12 protein-coding genes are annotated in these 14,621 nt (G+C 71.4%); 9 read left to right on the top strand and 3 right to left on the bottom strand.

Annotated elements, in window-relative coordinates:
* The first annotated feature begins 8 nt into the window (after positions 1–8).
* The 3 genes from ABT354_RS11525 (at position 9) to ABT354_RS11515 (ending at position 4,367) form a co-directional block, all read left to right on the top strand.
* On the top strand, positions 9–1,283 hold the full coding sequence (locus tag ABT354_RS11525) for an activator-dependent family glycosyltransferase (protein ID WP_351492103.1): 1,275 nt from the start codon (positions 9–11) through the stop codon (positions 1,281–1,283).
* A 22-nt stretch (positions 1,284–1,305) separates the two neighbouring features.
* Positions 1,306–2,028 carry a class I SAM-dependent DNA methyltransferase gene (locus ABT354_RS11520; RefSeq protein ID WP_351492101.1) on the top strand — a complete coding sequence of 241 codons (723 nt, stop codon included), beginning with the start codon at positions 1,306–1,308 and terminating at the stop codon, positions 2,026–2,028.
* 416 nt (positions 2,029–2,444) lie between these two features.
* Positions 2,445–4,367: a helix-turn-helix domain-containing protein gene (locus ABT354_RS11515; protein WP_351492099.1), complete on the top strand. Its 1,923-nt coding sequence runs from the start codon at positions 2,445–2,447 to the stop codon at positions 4,365–4,367.
* A gap of 74 nt (positions 4,368–4,441) precedes the next feature.
* On the opposite strand, the gene ABT354_RS11510 is transcribed toward ABT354_RS11515, so the two are convergent.
* Positions 4,442–5,692, bottom strand: a complete 1,251-nt coding sequence (locus tag ABT354_RS11510) for an IS701 family transposase (RefSeq protein WP_351492097.1) — start codon at positions 5,690–5,692, stop codon at positions 4,442–4,444.
* A 456-nt stretch (positions 5,693–6,148) separates the two neighbouring features.
* Between ABT354_RS11510 and ABT354_RS11505 the strand changes: the two genes are divergently transcribed.
* Together ABT354_RS11505 and ABT354_RS11500 are read left to right on the top strand one after the other, a co-directional pair.
* Positions 6,149–7,144, top strand: coding sequence for an NAD-dependent epimerase/dehydratase family protein (locus tag ABT354_RS11505; RefSeq protein WP_351492094.1), 996 nt, complete (start codon positions 6,149–6,151; stop codon positions 7,142–7,144).
* A 53-nt stretch (positions 7,145–7,197) separates the two neighbouring features.
* The gene (locus ABT354_RS11500) at positions 7,198–8,205 is read left to right on the top strand and encodes an aldo/keto reductase (RefSeq protein ID WP_351492093.1); all 1,008 of its coding nucleotides are present in this window, start codon (positions 7,198–7,200) and stop codon (positions 8,203–8,205) included.
* 90 nt (positions 8,206–8,295) lie between these two features.
* Here the strand turns inward: ABT354_RS11500 and ABT354_RS11495 are convergent, their stop codons facing one another.
* Complete coding sequence (locus tag ABT354_RS11495; protein ID WP_351492090.1) at positions 8,296–9,528, bottom strand: class I SAM-dependent methyltransferase; 1,233 nt, start codon at positions 9,526–9,528, stop codon at positions 8,296–8,298.
* Between the two features lie 416 nt (positions 9,529–9,944).
* Here ABT354_RS11495 and ABT354_RS11490 point away from each other — a divergent pair, with 416 nt between their 5' ends.
* From ABT354_RS11490 to hemB, 4 genes are all read left to right on the top strand, one after another.
* Positions 9,945–10,553, top strand: a complete 609-nt coding sequence (locus ABT354_RS11490; RefSeq protein WP_351492088.1) for a dTDP-4-dehydrorhamnose 3,5-epimerase family protein — start codon at positions 9,945–9,947, stop codon at positions 10,551–10,553.
* Complete coding sequence (locus ABT354_RS11485; protein ID WP_351492085.1) at positions 10,519–11,643, top strand: transaldolase family protein; 1,125 nt, start codon at positions 10,519–10,521, stop codon at positions 11,641–11,643. The genes ABT354_RS11490 and ABT354_RS11485 overlap by 35 nt, the downstream gene beginning before the upstream one ends.
* 40 nt (positions 11,644–11,683) lie before the next feature.
* Positions 11,684–12,229, top strand: coding sequence for a DinB family protein (locus ABT354_RS11480; protein ID WP_351492083.1), 546 nt, complete (start codon positions 11,684–11,686; stop codon positions 12,227–12,229).
* Between the two features lie 120 nt (positions 12,230–12,349).
* On the top strand, positions 12,350–13,339 hold the full coding sequence (gene hemB, locus ABT354_RS11475; protein WP_351492080.1) for a porphobilinogen synthase: 990 nt from the start codon (positions 12,350–12,352) through the stop codon (positions 13,337–13,339).
* Between the two features lie 102 nt (positions 13,340–13,441).
* Here hemB and ABT354_RS11470 read toward each other — a convergent pair whose 3' ends face one another.
* Positions 13,442–14,335 carry a glycoside hydrolase family 19 protein gene (locus ABT354_RS11470; protein ID WP_351492606.1) on the bottom strand — a complete coding sequence of 298 codons (894 nt, stop codon included), beginning with the start codon at positions 14,333–14,335 and terminating at the stop codon, positions 13,442–13,444.
* Between the last annotated feature and the right edge of the window lie 286 nt (positions 14,336–14,621).

The raw sequence follows: 14,621 nt of genomic DNA, 5'->3' as shown, positions 1-14,621 counted from the left end.
GCGCCTCGATGCGTATTCTGCTGACCTCGTTCGCGCACAACACGCACTACTACAACCTGGTTCCCCTCGGCTGGGCGCTGCGTGCCGCCGGGCACGAGGTACGGGTCGCCAGCCAGCCGTCGCTGACCGACACCATCACCGGCTCCGGGCTGACCGCCGTACCCGTGGGGGACGACACCGCCATCATCGAGCTGATCACGGAGATCGGCGACGACATCGTCCGCTACCAGCAGGGTCTGGACTTCGTCGACACCCGGGACGCCCCGAAGTCCTGGGAGCACGCCCTGGGACAGCAGACGATCATGTCGGCCCTCTGTTTCGCGCCGCTCAACGGCGACAGCACCATCGACGACATGGTGGCGCTGGCCCGCTCCTGGCGCCCGGACCTCGTCCTGTGGGAGCCGTTCACCTATGCCGGACCCATCGCCGCGCATGCCGTCGGCGCCGCCCACGCCCGGCTGCTGTGGGGCCCCGACGTCGTCCTCAACGCCCGCCGGCAGTTCACCGGGCTGCTCGCACAGCGCCCCGCCGAGGAGCGCGAGGACCCCATCGCCGAGTGGCTGACCTGGACACTGGAGCGGCATGGACTCACCGCCACCGAGGACGTCGTCGAGGAACTGATCACCGGGCAGTGGACGATCGACCCCAGCGCGCCGAGCCAGCGGCTGCCCGTGCCCGGCGAGGTCGTGCCGATGCGGTACGTCCCGTACAACGGCCCCTCGGTCCTGCCCGACTGGCTCGCGGAGCCGCCCACGCGCCCCCGGGTCTGTCTCACCCTCGGGGTCTCCACCCGGGAGACCTACGGCGGTGACGACGTGCCCTTCCACGAGCTGCTCGCCGGTCTCGCCGACCTGGACGCCGAGATCGTCGCCACCCTGGACACCGCGCAGCTCCCGGAGGCCGCGGGCCTCCCCGCAAATGTGCGCGTGGTGGACTTCGTCCCCCTGGACGCCCTGCTGCCGAGCTGCGCCGCGATCGTCCACCACGGTGGGGCGGGGACCTGCTTCACCGCCACCCTGCATGGCGTTCCGCAGATCGTCGTCGCCTCGCTGTGGGACGCCCCGCTGAAGGCGCGGCAGCTCGCCGAGGCCGGTGCCGGTATCGAGCTGGCCCCCGGGAGCCTGGGGGTGGACACCCTGCGGGACGCCATCGCGCAGGTGCTGGAGAGCCCTGGCGCGGCCGAGCGCGCGCGACGCCTCGGCGAGGAGATGCGCGCCGCGCCCACTCCGGCCGCGCTCGTCCCCCGGCTCGAACAGCTCACCTCGGTACACCGCCGCGGCTGACCCCCGTACAAGGAGTTCACGCATGATCCTCGAATACAGCGGCCACATGGCCCAGTTGTACGACCTGGTGCACCAGGGCAAGGGGAAGGACTACCCGGCGGAGGCCGGGGAGCTGGCCGCGCTCGTCCGCTCCCGGAATCCCGGGGCCCGCACCCTGCTGGATGTGGCCTGCGGCACGGGGATGCATCTGCGGCACCTCGGCGACATCTTCGCCGAGGTGGCGGGGGTGGACATCGCCCCGGACATGCTGGCCATCGCCGGACGGCGCAATCCGGGTGCCCGTATCCACCGGGGGGACATGCGGGACTTCGCCCTCGGCCGCCGCTTCGACGCGGTGATCTGCATGTTCAGCTCGATCGGCCATATGGCGGACCAGACGGAGCTGGACGCGGCGATCGGCCGCTTCGCCGCCCATCTCGCGCCCGGCGGGGTGGTGCTGGTGGATCCCTGGTGGTTCCCGGAGAACTTCACGCCGGGATATGTCGGCGCGAGTCTGGTGGAGGCCGAGGGCCGTTCGATCGCCCGGTTCTCCCACTCGGTGGTGGAGGACGGCGCCACCCGGATCGATGTGGACTATCTCGTCGGCGTCCCCGGCCAGGGGGTGGAGCATCTGCGGGAGAGCCATCGGATCACCCTCTTCGAACGGGAGCGGTACGAGGCGGCCTTCGCCCGGGCGGGGCTCTCCGTCGAGTACCTCCCCGGGGTCCCCACCGACCGCGGGCTCTTCATCGGCGTCCGGGACTGAGGGGGATCCGGCGCGGCCCGTTCCCGACGCGATCCCTTCGCTCGGCCCGCCGGGCTCTGTCCGGCCCCCGAGGAGGGCCGGGCGTCCGCGATCAAAAGATGCGTGCTCAACACATTGATGCGATCAACCGCTTTCGCCGGGCGTCTTGACGGGCGAGCGGGGTGATCATTTAATCCTAGTGCCGTGACCGGGCGAACGCTTCCGGTTACGGCGTGAGCAGCGGGGAACCTTGGTAGAGACCTTTACCGATGCTGTGAGTCCGGAGACCGATGGTGATCGATGGTGCGGCGGTGGGCGAGGACCGGGCCGATCATGCAGGGCCCCGCCCGGCCTCCGTGCCCCCTCCGCACCTGGGGCGTGGGCCCCGGGATCTCCGGTCCCGGCACAGACGACCAGGGACAGGGGGGACACCTGTGGTGGAGGAGCGCTTAGAGGGGATCACGGAGGCGCTGCGCTTCCTGGAGCTCCTCACCGCGGACGCGTCGGCGTGGCGGTACGAGGAGCTGGTGCAGCGGGCGAGCGACGCGGGTGCCGACTGCGAGACCGTCGAACATCTCGCCCGTGCCAAACGCCTGGCGTTGCAGATCGAGGACCGTATCAGCCGTGGGCGGCGCCGGGAGGCGGAGCTGGCGGGGATCATCGATGTCATGCGGGAGCTGACCCGCTCCCCCCATCCGGCGGCGGCGCTCGACCAGATCGTCCGGCGGACCCGGCTGCTGATGCGCAGCGACCTCGCCTGTATCGCCCTGCTGGACCGGACCGGCGGGGATGTCGTGGTCAGCGCCGTGGACGGGGCCGTCACCGCGCACTTCCTCGGCCTGCGGGTGCCCGTCATGCGCGGGCTCGGCGGAGCCGTCGTCAAGAACCAGGGGCCGTTCTGGGCGGTCGACTACCTCACCGAGGACCGCTTCGACCACGACCTGACCGTCGACCGCATGGTGCGGGCGGAAGGGCTGCGTGCCGTGCTGTCGGTGCCCCTGCGGGCGGACAACGAGCAGCTGGGTGTCCTCTATGTGGCGGACCGCAGCACCCATGATTTCCTGCCGGGCGATGTGGCCCTGCTCCAGTCGCTCGCCGACATAGCGGCCGTCGCCGTGAAGTCGGGCCGGACCCGGCCGCGGCCGGACGAGACCGTCCACGATCGGTGGGCCGATGGCGCGGCTCCTCCGCCCGACGAGCCGCGCTCGGCCCGCACCCAGCGGCGCCTGCTGCAACTCGCCCTCGAAGGTGCCGACCTGGCCGAGGTGCTCGATCAGTGCGCCCATGAGCTGGGGGGTGCGCTCGCGGTCCACGACCGGTACGGCGGGATCATCAGCGCCTCCGGCCCCATGAGCCGGCCCCGCGGGGCGGAGGTGGAACGGGCCTTCGCCGACGTCCAGAAGTCCGGGCGGCCCGTCGCCCTCGCCGACGGCACCTGGATGGCGATGCTGACCGCCCGCTCCGATCCCGGCTGTCTCCTGTACCGCTCGGACGAGGCGGGGTGTTCCGGACCGCCGGAGCTGCTCCTCCCGGTGGCCAATGTGATCAGCATGGTGATGGCGCTGCGGCGGTCCGCGCCCGCCGACCACCGATGGCGGGACGACCTGCTGGAGGATCTGATCAGCATCGACCATCCGGCGGAGGTCGCGGTCGCCCGCGCCCGGCGGCTCCAGGTGATGCTGGACCGCCCCCATGTCGTGGTCATCGCCCGTCCCGACACCCCGGTCCCCGAGCAGGCCATGTCCTGGGTCACCGCCTGGGTGGAACGTAGGCGGGGGCTGAAGATGCGCCGGGAGGACTGTGTCGTCCTGCTGCTGCCGGGGGACGACCCGGCGGCCATGGCGCACGAGGTGTCGGCCAGGTTCCACGCCGCGCTGGAGATCCCGGTGACGGTGGGTGCCGCCGGTCCCGCCGACGGGCCCGGGAGCGTCCGGCGCTTCTACCAGGAGGCGATGCGTTGTGTGGAGGCCCTCATCGCGATGGGCGGCGACGGGCGGGCGGCCTGCGCACGGGATCTGGGCTTCCTCGGCCTGCTGTTCGCCGAGGACTACGACGTCACCGAATTCGTCAACAGGACCATCGGCCCGGTGATCGAGTACGACAGCCAGCGCTTCACCGTGCTCGTCGAGACGCTGGAGGCGTACTTCCGGGCGACGTGCAGCCCCACCCGGGCGGCCGAGCTGCTGTATGTCCACCCGAACACCGTTTCGCGCCGACTGGAACGTGTCACCCAGCTACTGGGCCGTGACTGGCAGGAGCCGGACCACGCCCTGGAGCTACAGCTGGCGCTGCGGCTGCACAGGACGCGGCACACATCGCCGACGGCGGACGCCGGTCCCTGTACCTCCGGGGACCGGTGATCCGTCACCCGGACCGGCGGTGATCCGTCACCCGGACCGGCGGTGATCCGTCACCCGGACCGGCCGGTGATCCGTCATCCGGACCGTTCGAGACCGGCGTGGTCGTGGTCCTCCCGCTGCAACACCCGTACGGCGTGGGCCAGGGAGACCATCGTCATATGCCGGTGCCAGCCGTGGTAGGAGCGGCCCTCGAAGTCCTGGGCCCCGACATCGAGGCAGACACGGGTGAAATCGGTCTCGGCCCGGCGGGTGAGCTTGCTCAGCCGCAGCAGGGTGCCGCGGCCCGCGCGGGTCATATTGGTGAGCCACAGCTCCGCCACCCGGCGCCGGTTCGGCTGCCACTCGCCCATCAGCAGCAGCTCCGCGCCACCGGACCGGCGGGGCGCGACGGCGGACACCCCGTGCGGACGGGGGCGACGGGGACCGGTGGTCCCGGGCCACAGCACCGGCAGTACGGCGGCGAGACCGGTGCGCAGCACCTGCGGCATGGCCGGGTCGACCCAGTCGACGGGCCGCTGCTGCGACCTGGCGAGGGTGGCGAGATGCTCGGCCGGAGCCGTGAGCACCCTGCGCTGCCCGCCGGACAGATCCGGGGCCAGCAGCGGGGTGTTGCCGCTCACCCGTAGCAGAAAGGGCAGATCGGCGGCGGTGAACGCCGCGATGAGCGGCCCCGGCGGCACATCCCGGGCGTCGATCACCACGGGCCGTGGGGTGAGCCCCCAGGAAGCGGCCTCCAGGACCACGGAGATCGCCGTGTCGTCCCCGGGACCGGGCCGGGTGCCGTCCGAGGGCTCCGGCGCGCCGCCGCGTACACCGGGTGACGGATCCCGGGGCCGGTCGTCGCCCACGGACAGCTGCCAGTTCACCGGGGCGGCGGTGGTCTGTCCGGCGAGCCACAGACCGTGGCTGTGCTGACTGGTCACGGCCTGCCCCAGCCGGCGGATGAAACGCCGCTGGACCCCCACCGAGTGCACCCCGCTCTTCGGGGTCACCATGGGCTGTACCACCCAGGCGTGCGGTGCCAGGGCGCTCTCCATCCGCCGGGCGAGCGAGGTGCGCACCTCGGACCAGTCCCAGGTGGATACGGAGATGAAGTGGTGCAGGCTCTGCGCGGCGGTGGGCTCGCGGGTGCTGGTGGCGAGGTTGCGCATGGTCTTGCGGCCCTGCGTGGTCAGCAGGCCCCGTACATAGAGCTGTCCCTTGTGCCGCTGGTCGCGGCGGCGGAGTGAGGCCAGTACCGAGTCGCACAGCTCCTGGGTGAGGTGGGACTCGAAGGGGCGGGCCGGATCGTGGTGCGTCATCGGGGCGGTGATCAGAGTCCCCATGAAACTCCTCGGAGAATGAGAGGGGGGCGCACGGCGGGTGGACCGTGGGGAGTGCACAGCGCTCGGAGGACGGGCTCGTCGTGGTCTCAGCCTTGTCGGCCGGTTCGCGCCGTCACAGGTCGGCGGGCGACCCACTTCGCCGCCCGCGGTGGTGGCCGGTTCACCGTTGTGGCGCGGTACGCCCCCACAGTGGCCGGGAGGGGGTGGTCCGGCCACCGTGGCCGATTCCGTTTGTCCCTTCCGGAGCGGTCTGCGCGGTGGCCGGGGAACCGTGCCGCCCCGGCGCACGACCCGGCCGGGGGCCTTGCGCCCGCCGTTCGGCGCCCGGGGTGCGGCGACCTGACAAACCTTCGCCAATTCATCGCCGCGGACGGTGAATTAGCACGTCAAACCTCGTCCACGTGATCACCCCTCTGCTAGGTTCGGCCTACCGGTGAGGAGCGGATAAGGAGCCAAGTGAAGCCCGCTGCCGCGTTGCTCAACCAGTCGAAGAACACCCGTAGGCCGTTGGTCGTCGTGCTCGGCGCATCCGGATTCGTGGGGTCCGCCGTCGTCGACCGATTGGCCGAACTGCCGGTCTCGATCCGCGCGGTGGCGAGGGGTGCCGGCCCCGTACCCACCGAGGCCGTGGCGGATATCGAGCGGTGCCGGGTGGACCTCGCCCGGCCCGGCGCTCTCGCCGGAGTCGTCGAGGGAGCCGACGCCGTACTCCATCTCGCCGCCCAGGTGGACGGCGACCGCTCCTGGCGCGCGGCCGGTGCGGAGTCCGAGCGGGTCAACGTCGGTCTGATGAGCGACCTCGTCCGGGCGTTCGGGACCCGTGACGCCCCCGCGGTGGTCTTCGCCAGTACCGTCCAGGCCGGCCCGTCGGGAGGCCGTCCCCGCGCCGCCTACGCACGCCAGAAGATCGCCGCCGAGGAAGTGCTGCGCGAGGGATCCGCACGGGGCACCGTCCGGGGCGTCGTCCTGCGGATGTCGACCGTGTACGGCCGCTCCCCGCTCTCCGGTTCCCCCGGGCGGGGCGTGCTCGCGGCGATGACCCGGCGCGCCCTCGCCGGGGAACCGCTCACCATGTGGCACGACGGCTCCGTCGAACGCGACTTCCTTCATGTACGGGACGCCGCCGATGCCTTCGTCCGGGCCCTGGACCGGCTGCCGGGGCTCCAGGGCGGCGACTGGTCCGTGGGCAGCGGCCGGCGGATCCCCCTCGGCGAGGTGTTCCGCACCCTCGCGGACATCGTCGCCGAACGGACGGGACGGCCGCCCGTCCCGGTCCTCTCCGTGGAGCCGCCCGACTTCGCCGAAGCGGGCGACTTCCACACCCCGGAATGCGACCCCGCGGCCTTCGGCGCGGTGACGGGATGGTCCCCCGTCGTGCCCCTGCGCGAAGGGCTGGCGGAGCTGGTGGCCGCGGTGCTCGCCGCGGAGGCGGGCACATCGCGCGAGCGGTGACGGGCACCGGCCCCGCGCGCCCCGATGGTCGAGTCGAAGGGAAGTGGCCGAGCGTGAGCGAGGCTCGGAAGCGGACACCGTACACACGGCTCGGAAGCAGCGCGACGCTGGTGAGCCGGCTCTGGCTGGGCACGGTGAACTTCAGCGGACGGGTCGAGGACGCCGACGCCTCGCGGCTGCTGAGCGAAGCGCTCGACCGGGGGATCAACTGCGTCGACATGGCGAACATCTACGGCTGGCGCGTCCACAAGGGCCACACCGAGGAACTCGTGGGCCGCTGGCTGTCGAAGAGCGGTGTCCGGCGCGAGGACGTCCTCCTCGCCACCAAGGTCGGCGAGGACATGAGCGACCGGGTCAATGACGGAGGGCTGTCGGCCCGTCATATCGTCGCGGCCTGCGAGCAGTCACTGCGGCGCCTCGATGTGGACCACATCGATCTGTACCAGATGCACAGGATGGACGGGGCCGCGCCCTGGGACGAGATCTGGCAGGCCATGGACCACCTCGTGACCAGCGGAAAGGTCTGTTACGTCGGCTCGTCCAACTTCGCGGGCTGGAATATCGCCGCGGCCCAGGAGACCGCCGCCCGCCGCCACTTCCTGGGGCTGGTCTCCGAGCAGAGCCTCTACAACCTGGCGTGCCGCCGGGCCGACGCGGAGCTGATCCCCGCCGCCCGCGCCTATGGCGTGGGGGTGTTCGCCTGGTCGCCCCTGCACGGCGGGCTGCTGAGCGGGGCGCTGCGCAAGCTGGCGGAGGGCACGGCCGTGAAGTCGGCCCAGGGCAGGGCGCAGGAGCTGTTGCCTGCGCTACGGGCCAATATCGAGGCGTACGAGCGGTTCTGCGACCGTATCGGGAAGGAGCCCGCGGAGGTCGGCCTCTCCTGGGTGCTGTCCCGGCCCGGGATCAGCGGCGCGGTGATCGGGCCGCGCACCGTCGCTCAGCTGGACTCCGCCCTGCGCGCCCTCGACCTGGTCCTCGACGACGCCGAACTGGCCGAGCTGGACGCCCTCTTCCCCGCCCCCGGCGATGTCGCCCTGCCCCCGGCGGCCGGGACCGGGTGAGCCCGGCGGGCGCACCGGTCGGTGGCGCATCGGCCGGTGGCGCACCGGCCGGCGGCGTATCGGTCGGCGGTGCACCGACCGATGCGGTCGTCAGACGACGTCGAGCGCGGGCAGCGGGAAGACCAGCCTGCCCCCGTCGGCGAGGAAGCGCCGCTCCCGCTCGATGAAGCCGTCCCGGTAGATCCACGGCAGGACCAGCAGCTGGTCGGGCTTCTGCCGCTTGGCCTCCTCCTCGGAGACGATGGGGATCCCCGTCCCCGGGGTGAAGCGGCCCGCCTTCTCCGGGCTGACCTCGCCGATGCAGGGCAGGTCCCGCTCGGTCAGCCCGCAGTACTGGAGGATCACGTTCCCCTTGGTGGAGGCGCCGTATCCCAGGGTCGTCCGCCCCTCCTGCCGCGACCGTGCGAGAAAGCCGGTCAGGGCGTCCCGCTGGTTCTCCACCCGCCGGGCGAACGACTCGAAGGGGGCGGTGGTGTCGAGACCCGCCGCGCTCTCCGCCGCCCGGATCCGGGCGAGCCCGGCCTCGTCCCGGGGGTACCGTCCGGGGTTCCTGGCCAGGGTGACGCAGAGGCTGCCGCCGTACACATCGGTCTCCTCGGCCTTGATCACGCTCAGGCCGACCCGGTCCGCCATCCACTCGATCTGCCGCAGGGCGTAGTACTCAAGATGCTCATGGCAGACGATGTCGTACGCGTCGGCGGCCAGCATGGCGGGCAGATAGCTCTGCTCCATGACCCAGATGCCGTCGTCGGCGAGAATGTCATGGACGTCCTGCATGAAACGCAGGGGATCCGGCAGATCGTAGAACATGGCGATGGAGGTGACGACCTTCGCCCGTGCCGTGCCGAACCGGTCCTCGAATATGTCGCGGGAGAAGTATTCGGCGATCAGTTCCGCGTTCTCCGGGTAGCGGTCGCGGAATTTCTCACCGGTCGGGTCGATGCCGACCAGCCGAGGGCCGTCCCCGGGATAGCCGCGCAACAGGGTGGCGTCATTGCTGCCGATGTCCACCACCAGGTCCCCGGGGCCCAGCGCGACCAGTTCCCGGACGGCCGCGACCTTGCTCCGGAGATGATTGACCATGAAGGGCCGGATGCCCGAGCGATAGCCGTACCCGGCGCCGTACATCAGCCCGGGATCCGGGGTGTGGCGCAGCTGGACCAGCCCGCACCCGGCGGGGGAACAGACGACCAGCTCCAGCGGCACCGCGGGGACGACCTGGTCGCGGCTGGTGGGGAACACCCCGGTCAGCGCCTGTTCCCCGAGGTCCAGTACCGGCACGAGTTCGCGGTTGCCGCAGATGCGGCACGCAGTGATGATCATTACCGGATCCTCCCGCCGCGCGGGCGGTCGGCCGCCGAACCGAAGGGCACTGTGTCACATCGGGACGAAACGTCCACGGCCCGCCCGGATCTGCGGGAAACCGTACTGTGTCACCTCGGTATTGCCCCGGCCGACCCGCCCTCCTAATCTGTGGCACCGTACTCCCGCAGAAGGGTTCCGCGTGGCTCGCATCGCCTCTTCATCCGCCCTGTTCCCGGGCATTTCCACCGCCGTATGCCGCCGCGGCGGAATTCCGAGGAGTTCACCGGCAGGGTCGGATACTCCGGATCCTGGAATGGCTCCTCGATAGGGCGGACAGGACCGGCGGACCCCGACGACCCGGGAGCTGCCGCCGTCCACCGGCTGAACCCCTCCGCCCGCGCTCCGCGCACCCCGCACGACAGGGGAATCGCACCATGCTCATCACGGAAACAGCCGTCCGCGATGCCTACCGCATCCAGCCGGAACCCATTCCCGACCAGCGGGGCCTGTTCTACGAGGCGCTGCGCCACACATCGCTGCGCGCGGCCACCGGTCACGCGTTCGAGGTGCGACAGGTCCATTTCACCGTCTCCCACCGAGGTGTGCTGCGCGGTATCCACGGCACCGCACTGCCGCCCGGCCAGGGCAAGATCGTCACCTGTGTACGGGGCGCCGCGCTCACCATGGTCGTCGACCTCAGGGTGGGCTCACCCACCTTCGGCCACCATGATGTCGTCCGGCAGGACCCGCACACCGCGACCGCCCTGTATCTGCCCGACGGCTTGGGACTGGCCTATGTCGCCCTCGCCGACGACACCTGCGTGAACTACCTGTGCACACAGGAGTACGTCCACGGCACCATCATCGACGTCGATGCCCTGGACCCCGCCCTGGACCTTCCCTGGAATCTGTCCGGACCCCCGATCCGGTCGCTCCGGGACGAGGCCGCCCCGTCCCTCGCCGCGGCCGAGGCCGCCGGTCTGCTACCCACCTACGAGGACTGCCTGCGTGTGTACCACGCCGATCCCTCCCCCGACGACTGATCGCACCGGTCTGTGCGCGCCGACCCGGCAGGCGGTCAGACTCTCGGCGGAGGGTGTCTGTCTGCGCCTGGAGGGCGTCACCCGCGAGCTGCAACGCACCGGCCGGCTCGCCCAGGTGATCCATGAGGTCGGCGCCTGTGCCGCCGCGGTCCAGCCCGCCGCGGTCTCCGAGGCCCTCCGCCGCGGCGACGCCTACCGTGCGCACCTGGCCGATCTGGCGTCCCGCCGGGTGTCGACCGGTGAGGCGGTGCACAGCCTGCTCTGCGAGGACGCGCGCACCGCCTGCGACACACTGCTGCCGCACCACTCCGGGAGCGGCGGGCTGTGCGCCCGTGTCTTCGTACCGCTGGACCCCTGTGCCGACGCCCGCAGGGCGGTCGCGGAGGCCTCGGCGATGCGCTGGACGGTGGACCGGCCCAACGCGGTGTTCTCCGTGCACCCGGCCCTGGACGGGGTGGCGCTGGTCGGCGATCTGCTGGCGCGGGGCATCGGTGTCGATGTCCGCTCGCTGTTCTCGCTCGAACAGTTCGACCTGCTCTTCGAGGAGTTCCTCACCGGTCTGGAGCGGGCCCGCGCCGCCGGCCACGATCCGGCCGGGATCCACTTCACCGCCTCCGTCCCGCTGCGGCTGCTGGACGAGTCGATCGCCGCCCGGCTCGGCCCCGCGGGGCCGAGCGAGGACTGGGCGGTGGCCATCGCCCGGCTGCTGCACCACCGCCGCGAACAGCTGATGGACGGTGCCCGCTGGCGCTCCCTGGTCCGCGCGGGCGCCCGCCCCCTGCACTTCGTCTGGTCGTCGCCCGAGGCGCCGGTGGGGGACGCGGTCCATTACCTGGAGGAGCTGGTGGCCTGGAACAGCGCCTTCTCGGCGGGGCCCGGCATCCTGCACGCCGTGCGCAGCCGGGCCGAGCTGCGCGGCGACACCGTCAGCGGTACGGAGCCGCACGCGCGCCGGGTGCTCTCCACCCTGCGCCGTCACGGGGTGGATGTGCGGCTCCTCGGCCGTGAGTTGCAGCAGGCCCAGCTCACGGCCGCGCGCGCCGAGTGGACCGAGCTGTGCCGGGCCGTCGGGGAGGCCCTCGGCCGGTAATGCGGTTGAGCGGGGGGTGGGGCGGTGGCAGGGTCGGCGGATGGACGATGCGCGGGGCGATCTTCTGATCAGGCAACTGGACATGGTGTGGGCGCTGTTCGAGCACCATGCGGGGGCGGTGGACGACGAGATGTGTCTCTGGGAGCCGGCCCCGGGGGCGTGGACGGTACGGAAGGACCCGGCCGGGCGCTGGGTGGCGGACTGGGCCCAGGTGGAGCCCGAGCCGGTGCCCACCACCACGGTCGCCTGGCTGACCTGGCACATCGGCTACTGGTGGACCACCGTCCTGGAGCACTGCTTCGGGGACGGGGCGCCGCCGAGGGAGGAGATCGGCTGGCCCGGCGGCGGCCGGGAGGCCGTGGAGTGGCTGGAGGGGCTCAAGGGGCGCTGGCGGGCGGAGCTGGTGGCGCTCGGTGACGGGGAGCTGGACTCCGCGGAGCGGACCCGGGGGCTGCCCTTCGGTGAGGGGCTGACGCTCGCCGAGATCGCCGCCTGGGTCAACTTCGAGCTGGCGAAGAATGTCGCCGAGATCGGTGGCGTGATCCATCTGCGCGGTGCCCTGAGGGCGGCGGGGGAGCGCTCCTGAGGGTGGCCCGAGGGCGGCCCCGGACCCGGGCTCCCCACCGCTCGGGACCCGGTTCCCCCGGGCCCCCGGACCCGGGCTCCCCGTGACGGGGACCCCGGGCGCGGGGCGTAGCGTAGAGGCATGAGTGCCTATGGATCCTTCCCCGGGGCCCGGCCCCGACGGCTGCGGACCACCCCCGCTGTGCGGCGCATGGTCGCCGAGACCCGGCTGGCCCCCGCCGATCTGATCCTTCCCGCGTTTGTGCGGGAGGGTGTCGCCGAGCCGGTGCCGATCTCCGCCATGCCCGGGGTGGTCCAGCACACCCGGGACACGCTGCGGAAGGCGGCGGTGGAGGCCCGGGAGGCCGGGGTCGCCGGGATCATGCTCTTCGGGGTGCCGGAGGAGTCCAAGAAGGACGGGTTCGGTACGGCGGGTACGGACCCGGACGGCATTCTCCAGGTCGCCATCCGGGATGTCCGGGCCGAGGTCGGCGACGATCTGGTGATCATGTCGGATCTCTGTCTGGACGAGTACACGGACCACGGCCACTGCGGGGTGCTGGACGCCGAGGGCCGGGTCGACAACGACGCCACCCTGGAGCGGTACGCCGAGATGGCCCAGGTCCAGGCGGACGCCGGGGTCCATATGGTCGGCCCCAGCGGGATGATGGACGGGCAGGTCGGGGTGATCCGGGACGCCCTGGACACCATCGGCAAGGAGGATGTGTCGATCCTCGCCTACACCGCCAAGTACTCCTCCGCCTTCTACGGTCCCTTCCGCGAGGCGGTGGGCTCCTCGCTGCGCGGGGACCGCAAGACGTACCAGCAGGACCCGGCCAATGTCCGGGAGTCCCTGCGCGAGCTGGCGCTCGACCTGGCGGAGGGCGCCGACATCGTGATGGTGAAGCCCGCCGGGCCGTATCTCGACGTGCTGGCGAAGATCGCGGAGTCGGTCGACGTTCCGGTGGCCGCGTACCAGATCAGCGGGGAGTACGCGATGGTCGAGGCCGCCGCGGAGAAGGGCTGGATCGACCGGGACAAGGCGATCCTGGAGACCCTGACCGGTATCAAGCGGGCCGGTGCCGACATGATCCTCACCTACTGGGCCACCGAGGTCGCCCGCGGGCTCTGACGGGCCGGATGTCATGCGGAAGGGGCCCCGGACCTTGAGGTCCGGGGCCCCTTCCCCCTGCTGGATCAGCCGGGGATCAGCCGGGGATCGGCCGGGGATGGATCAGCAGTACAGGTTCGGGCCGGTCGGCACGCCGAGGATCCGGGTGAAGCGCTCGTAGCGGGTCACGCGGCTCTGCACATACTGCGGGCCCTTGCCGTCGCACTCCAGGGCGCCGTTGATGGAACGCACGGACTGGCCGAAGCCGGCGCCGCTGACCATCGCGTCATGGCCGGTGATCGGGCCGGGGCCGTCCTGGGTGTTCCAGTACCAGAGGCCGGTCATCATGGCGATCTCCGGGTCCTGCTCGACCAGCCAGGGGTTGTTCAGCAGGTCCTTGCCGAGGTAGTCGCCCACGGTCTTGTAGTTGAAGTTCCAGCTGAGCTGGATGGGGCCGCGGCCGTAGTACGCGGACTGGCCCGCCGGGCAGCCGTACGGCTGGTCGCGGTCGCAATAGAGCGGGTAGTTGGCCTCGTTGATCTCCTTGATGTAGTAGAGGCCGCCCGTCTCATGGCCGACATTCGCGAGGAAGGCCGCGGCCTCCTGCTTGCGCATGGTGTCCGTGCCGGTGTTGGCGAACTTCGGGAACGCCCGCATGGCGTCCACCATGCCCTGGTACGTGTAGAAGGGGTTCCGGCGCGGGAACATCTCGTTGAACTGGGCCTCGGTCACCACGAAGCTGTTGTGGCGCGGGTTGCCGGTGCCGGTGCCGCAGACGTACTTGTCCCAGTAGTAGGTGCTGACGACCGGGTTGTAGCCCGGGTTGTTGCGCTCCGCGATGTAGACCGAGCCATCGGTGTACTTGACGATGTCGTTGGTCCTGTAGTTCGCCCCGGCGGACCAGGCGGGCGCCTCGGCGCACTCGTTCGGGGTCGTGGCGTTCGCCGTCGCGGCGGGCATCAGCACCGTGGCCGCGAGCGATCCGACGGCGACGACGCCGACCATGAGCGCCTTCATACGTGATCTGAGCACGAGAATTTTTCCCTTTCGCGCGTCAACGGGCATGCCTGTGGGACCCAGGGGGACACCGGGGGTCCGCTCTGGGCACGCCGTTGCGGGGTGTACGCACACCCAAGCGTTCGGGACGGGTTCCAGTCAAGGTATAGACCAATGCCTTTTTGCAGTAACCCGCAGTAAATGCAGCGGTGTTGGCGTCGGAACATGAGAAGCGGGCCGGGGCCCGCCTCCACGAGCCGACCACCACCCCCGCACCTGAAGGCATCGGCCCCGGCGACGACGGATG

The sequence above is a fragment of the Streptomyces sp. NPDC000594 genome, from assembly GCF_040299965.1.
Lineage (GTDB): Bacteria > Actinomycetota > Actinomycetes > Streptomycetales > Streptomycetaceae > Streptomyces.
The sequence above is the reverse complement of the archived record's forward strand: the minus strand, read 5'-3'. Positions and strand labels throughout refer to the sequence as shown.

Bases quoted from the DNA above. Each gene is read 5' to 3' on its own strand.
- ABT354_RS11525 (WP_351492103.1), top strand. From the start codon at position 9: ATGCGTATTCTGCTGACCTCGTTCGCGCACAACACGCACTACTACAAC.
- ABT354_RS11520 (WP_351492101.1), top strand. From the start codon at position 1,306: ATGATCCTCGAATACAGCGGCCACATGGCCCAGTTGTACGACCTGGTG.
- ABT354_RS11510 (WP_351492097.1), bottom strand. From the start codon at position 5,692: ATGGGGACTCTGATCACCGCCCCGATGACGCACCACGATCCGGCCCGC.
- ABT354_RS11495 (WP_351492090.1), bottom strand. From the start codon at position 9,528: ATGATCATCACTGCGTGCCGCATCTGCGGCAACCGCGAACTCGTGCCG.
- ABT354_RS11490 (WP_351492088.1), top strand. From the start codon at position 9,945: ATGCTCATCACGGAAACAGCCGTCCGCGATGCCTACCGCATCCAGCCG.
- ABT354_RS11480 (WP_351492083.1), top strand. From the start codon at position 11,684: ATGGACGATGCGCGGGGCGATCTTCTGATCAGGCAACTGGACATGGTG.
- hemB (WP_351492080.1), top strand. From the start codon at position 12,350: ATGAGTGCCTATGGATCCTTCCCCGGGGCCCGGCCCCGACGGCTGCGG.
- ABT354_RS11470 (WP_351492606.1), bottom strand. From the start codon at position 14,335: ATGAAGGCGCTCATGGTCGGCGTCGTCGCCGTCGGATCGCTCGCGGCC.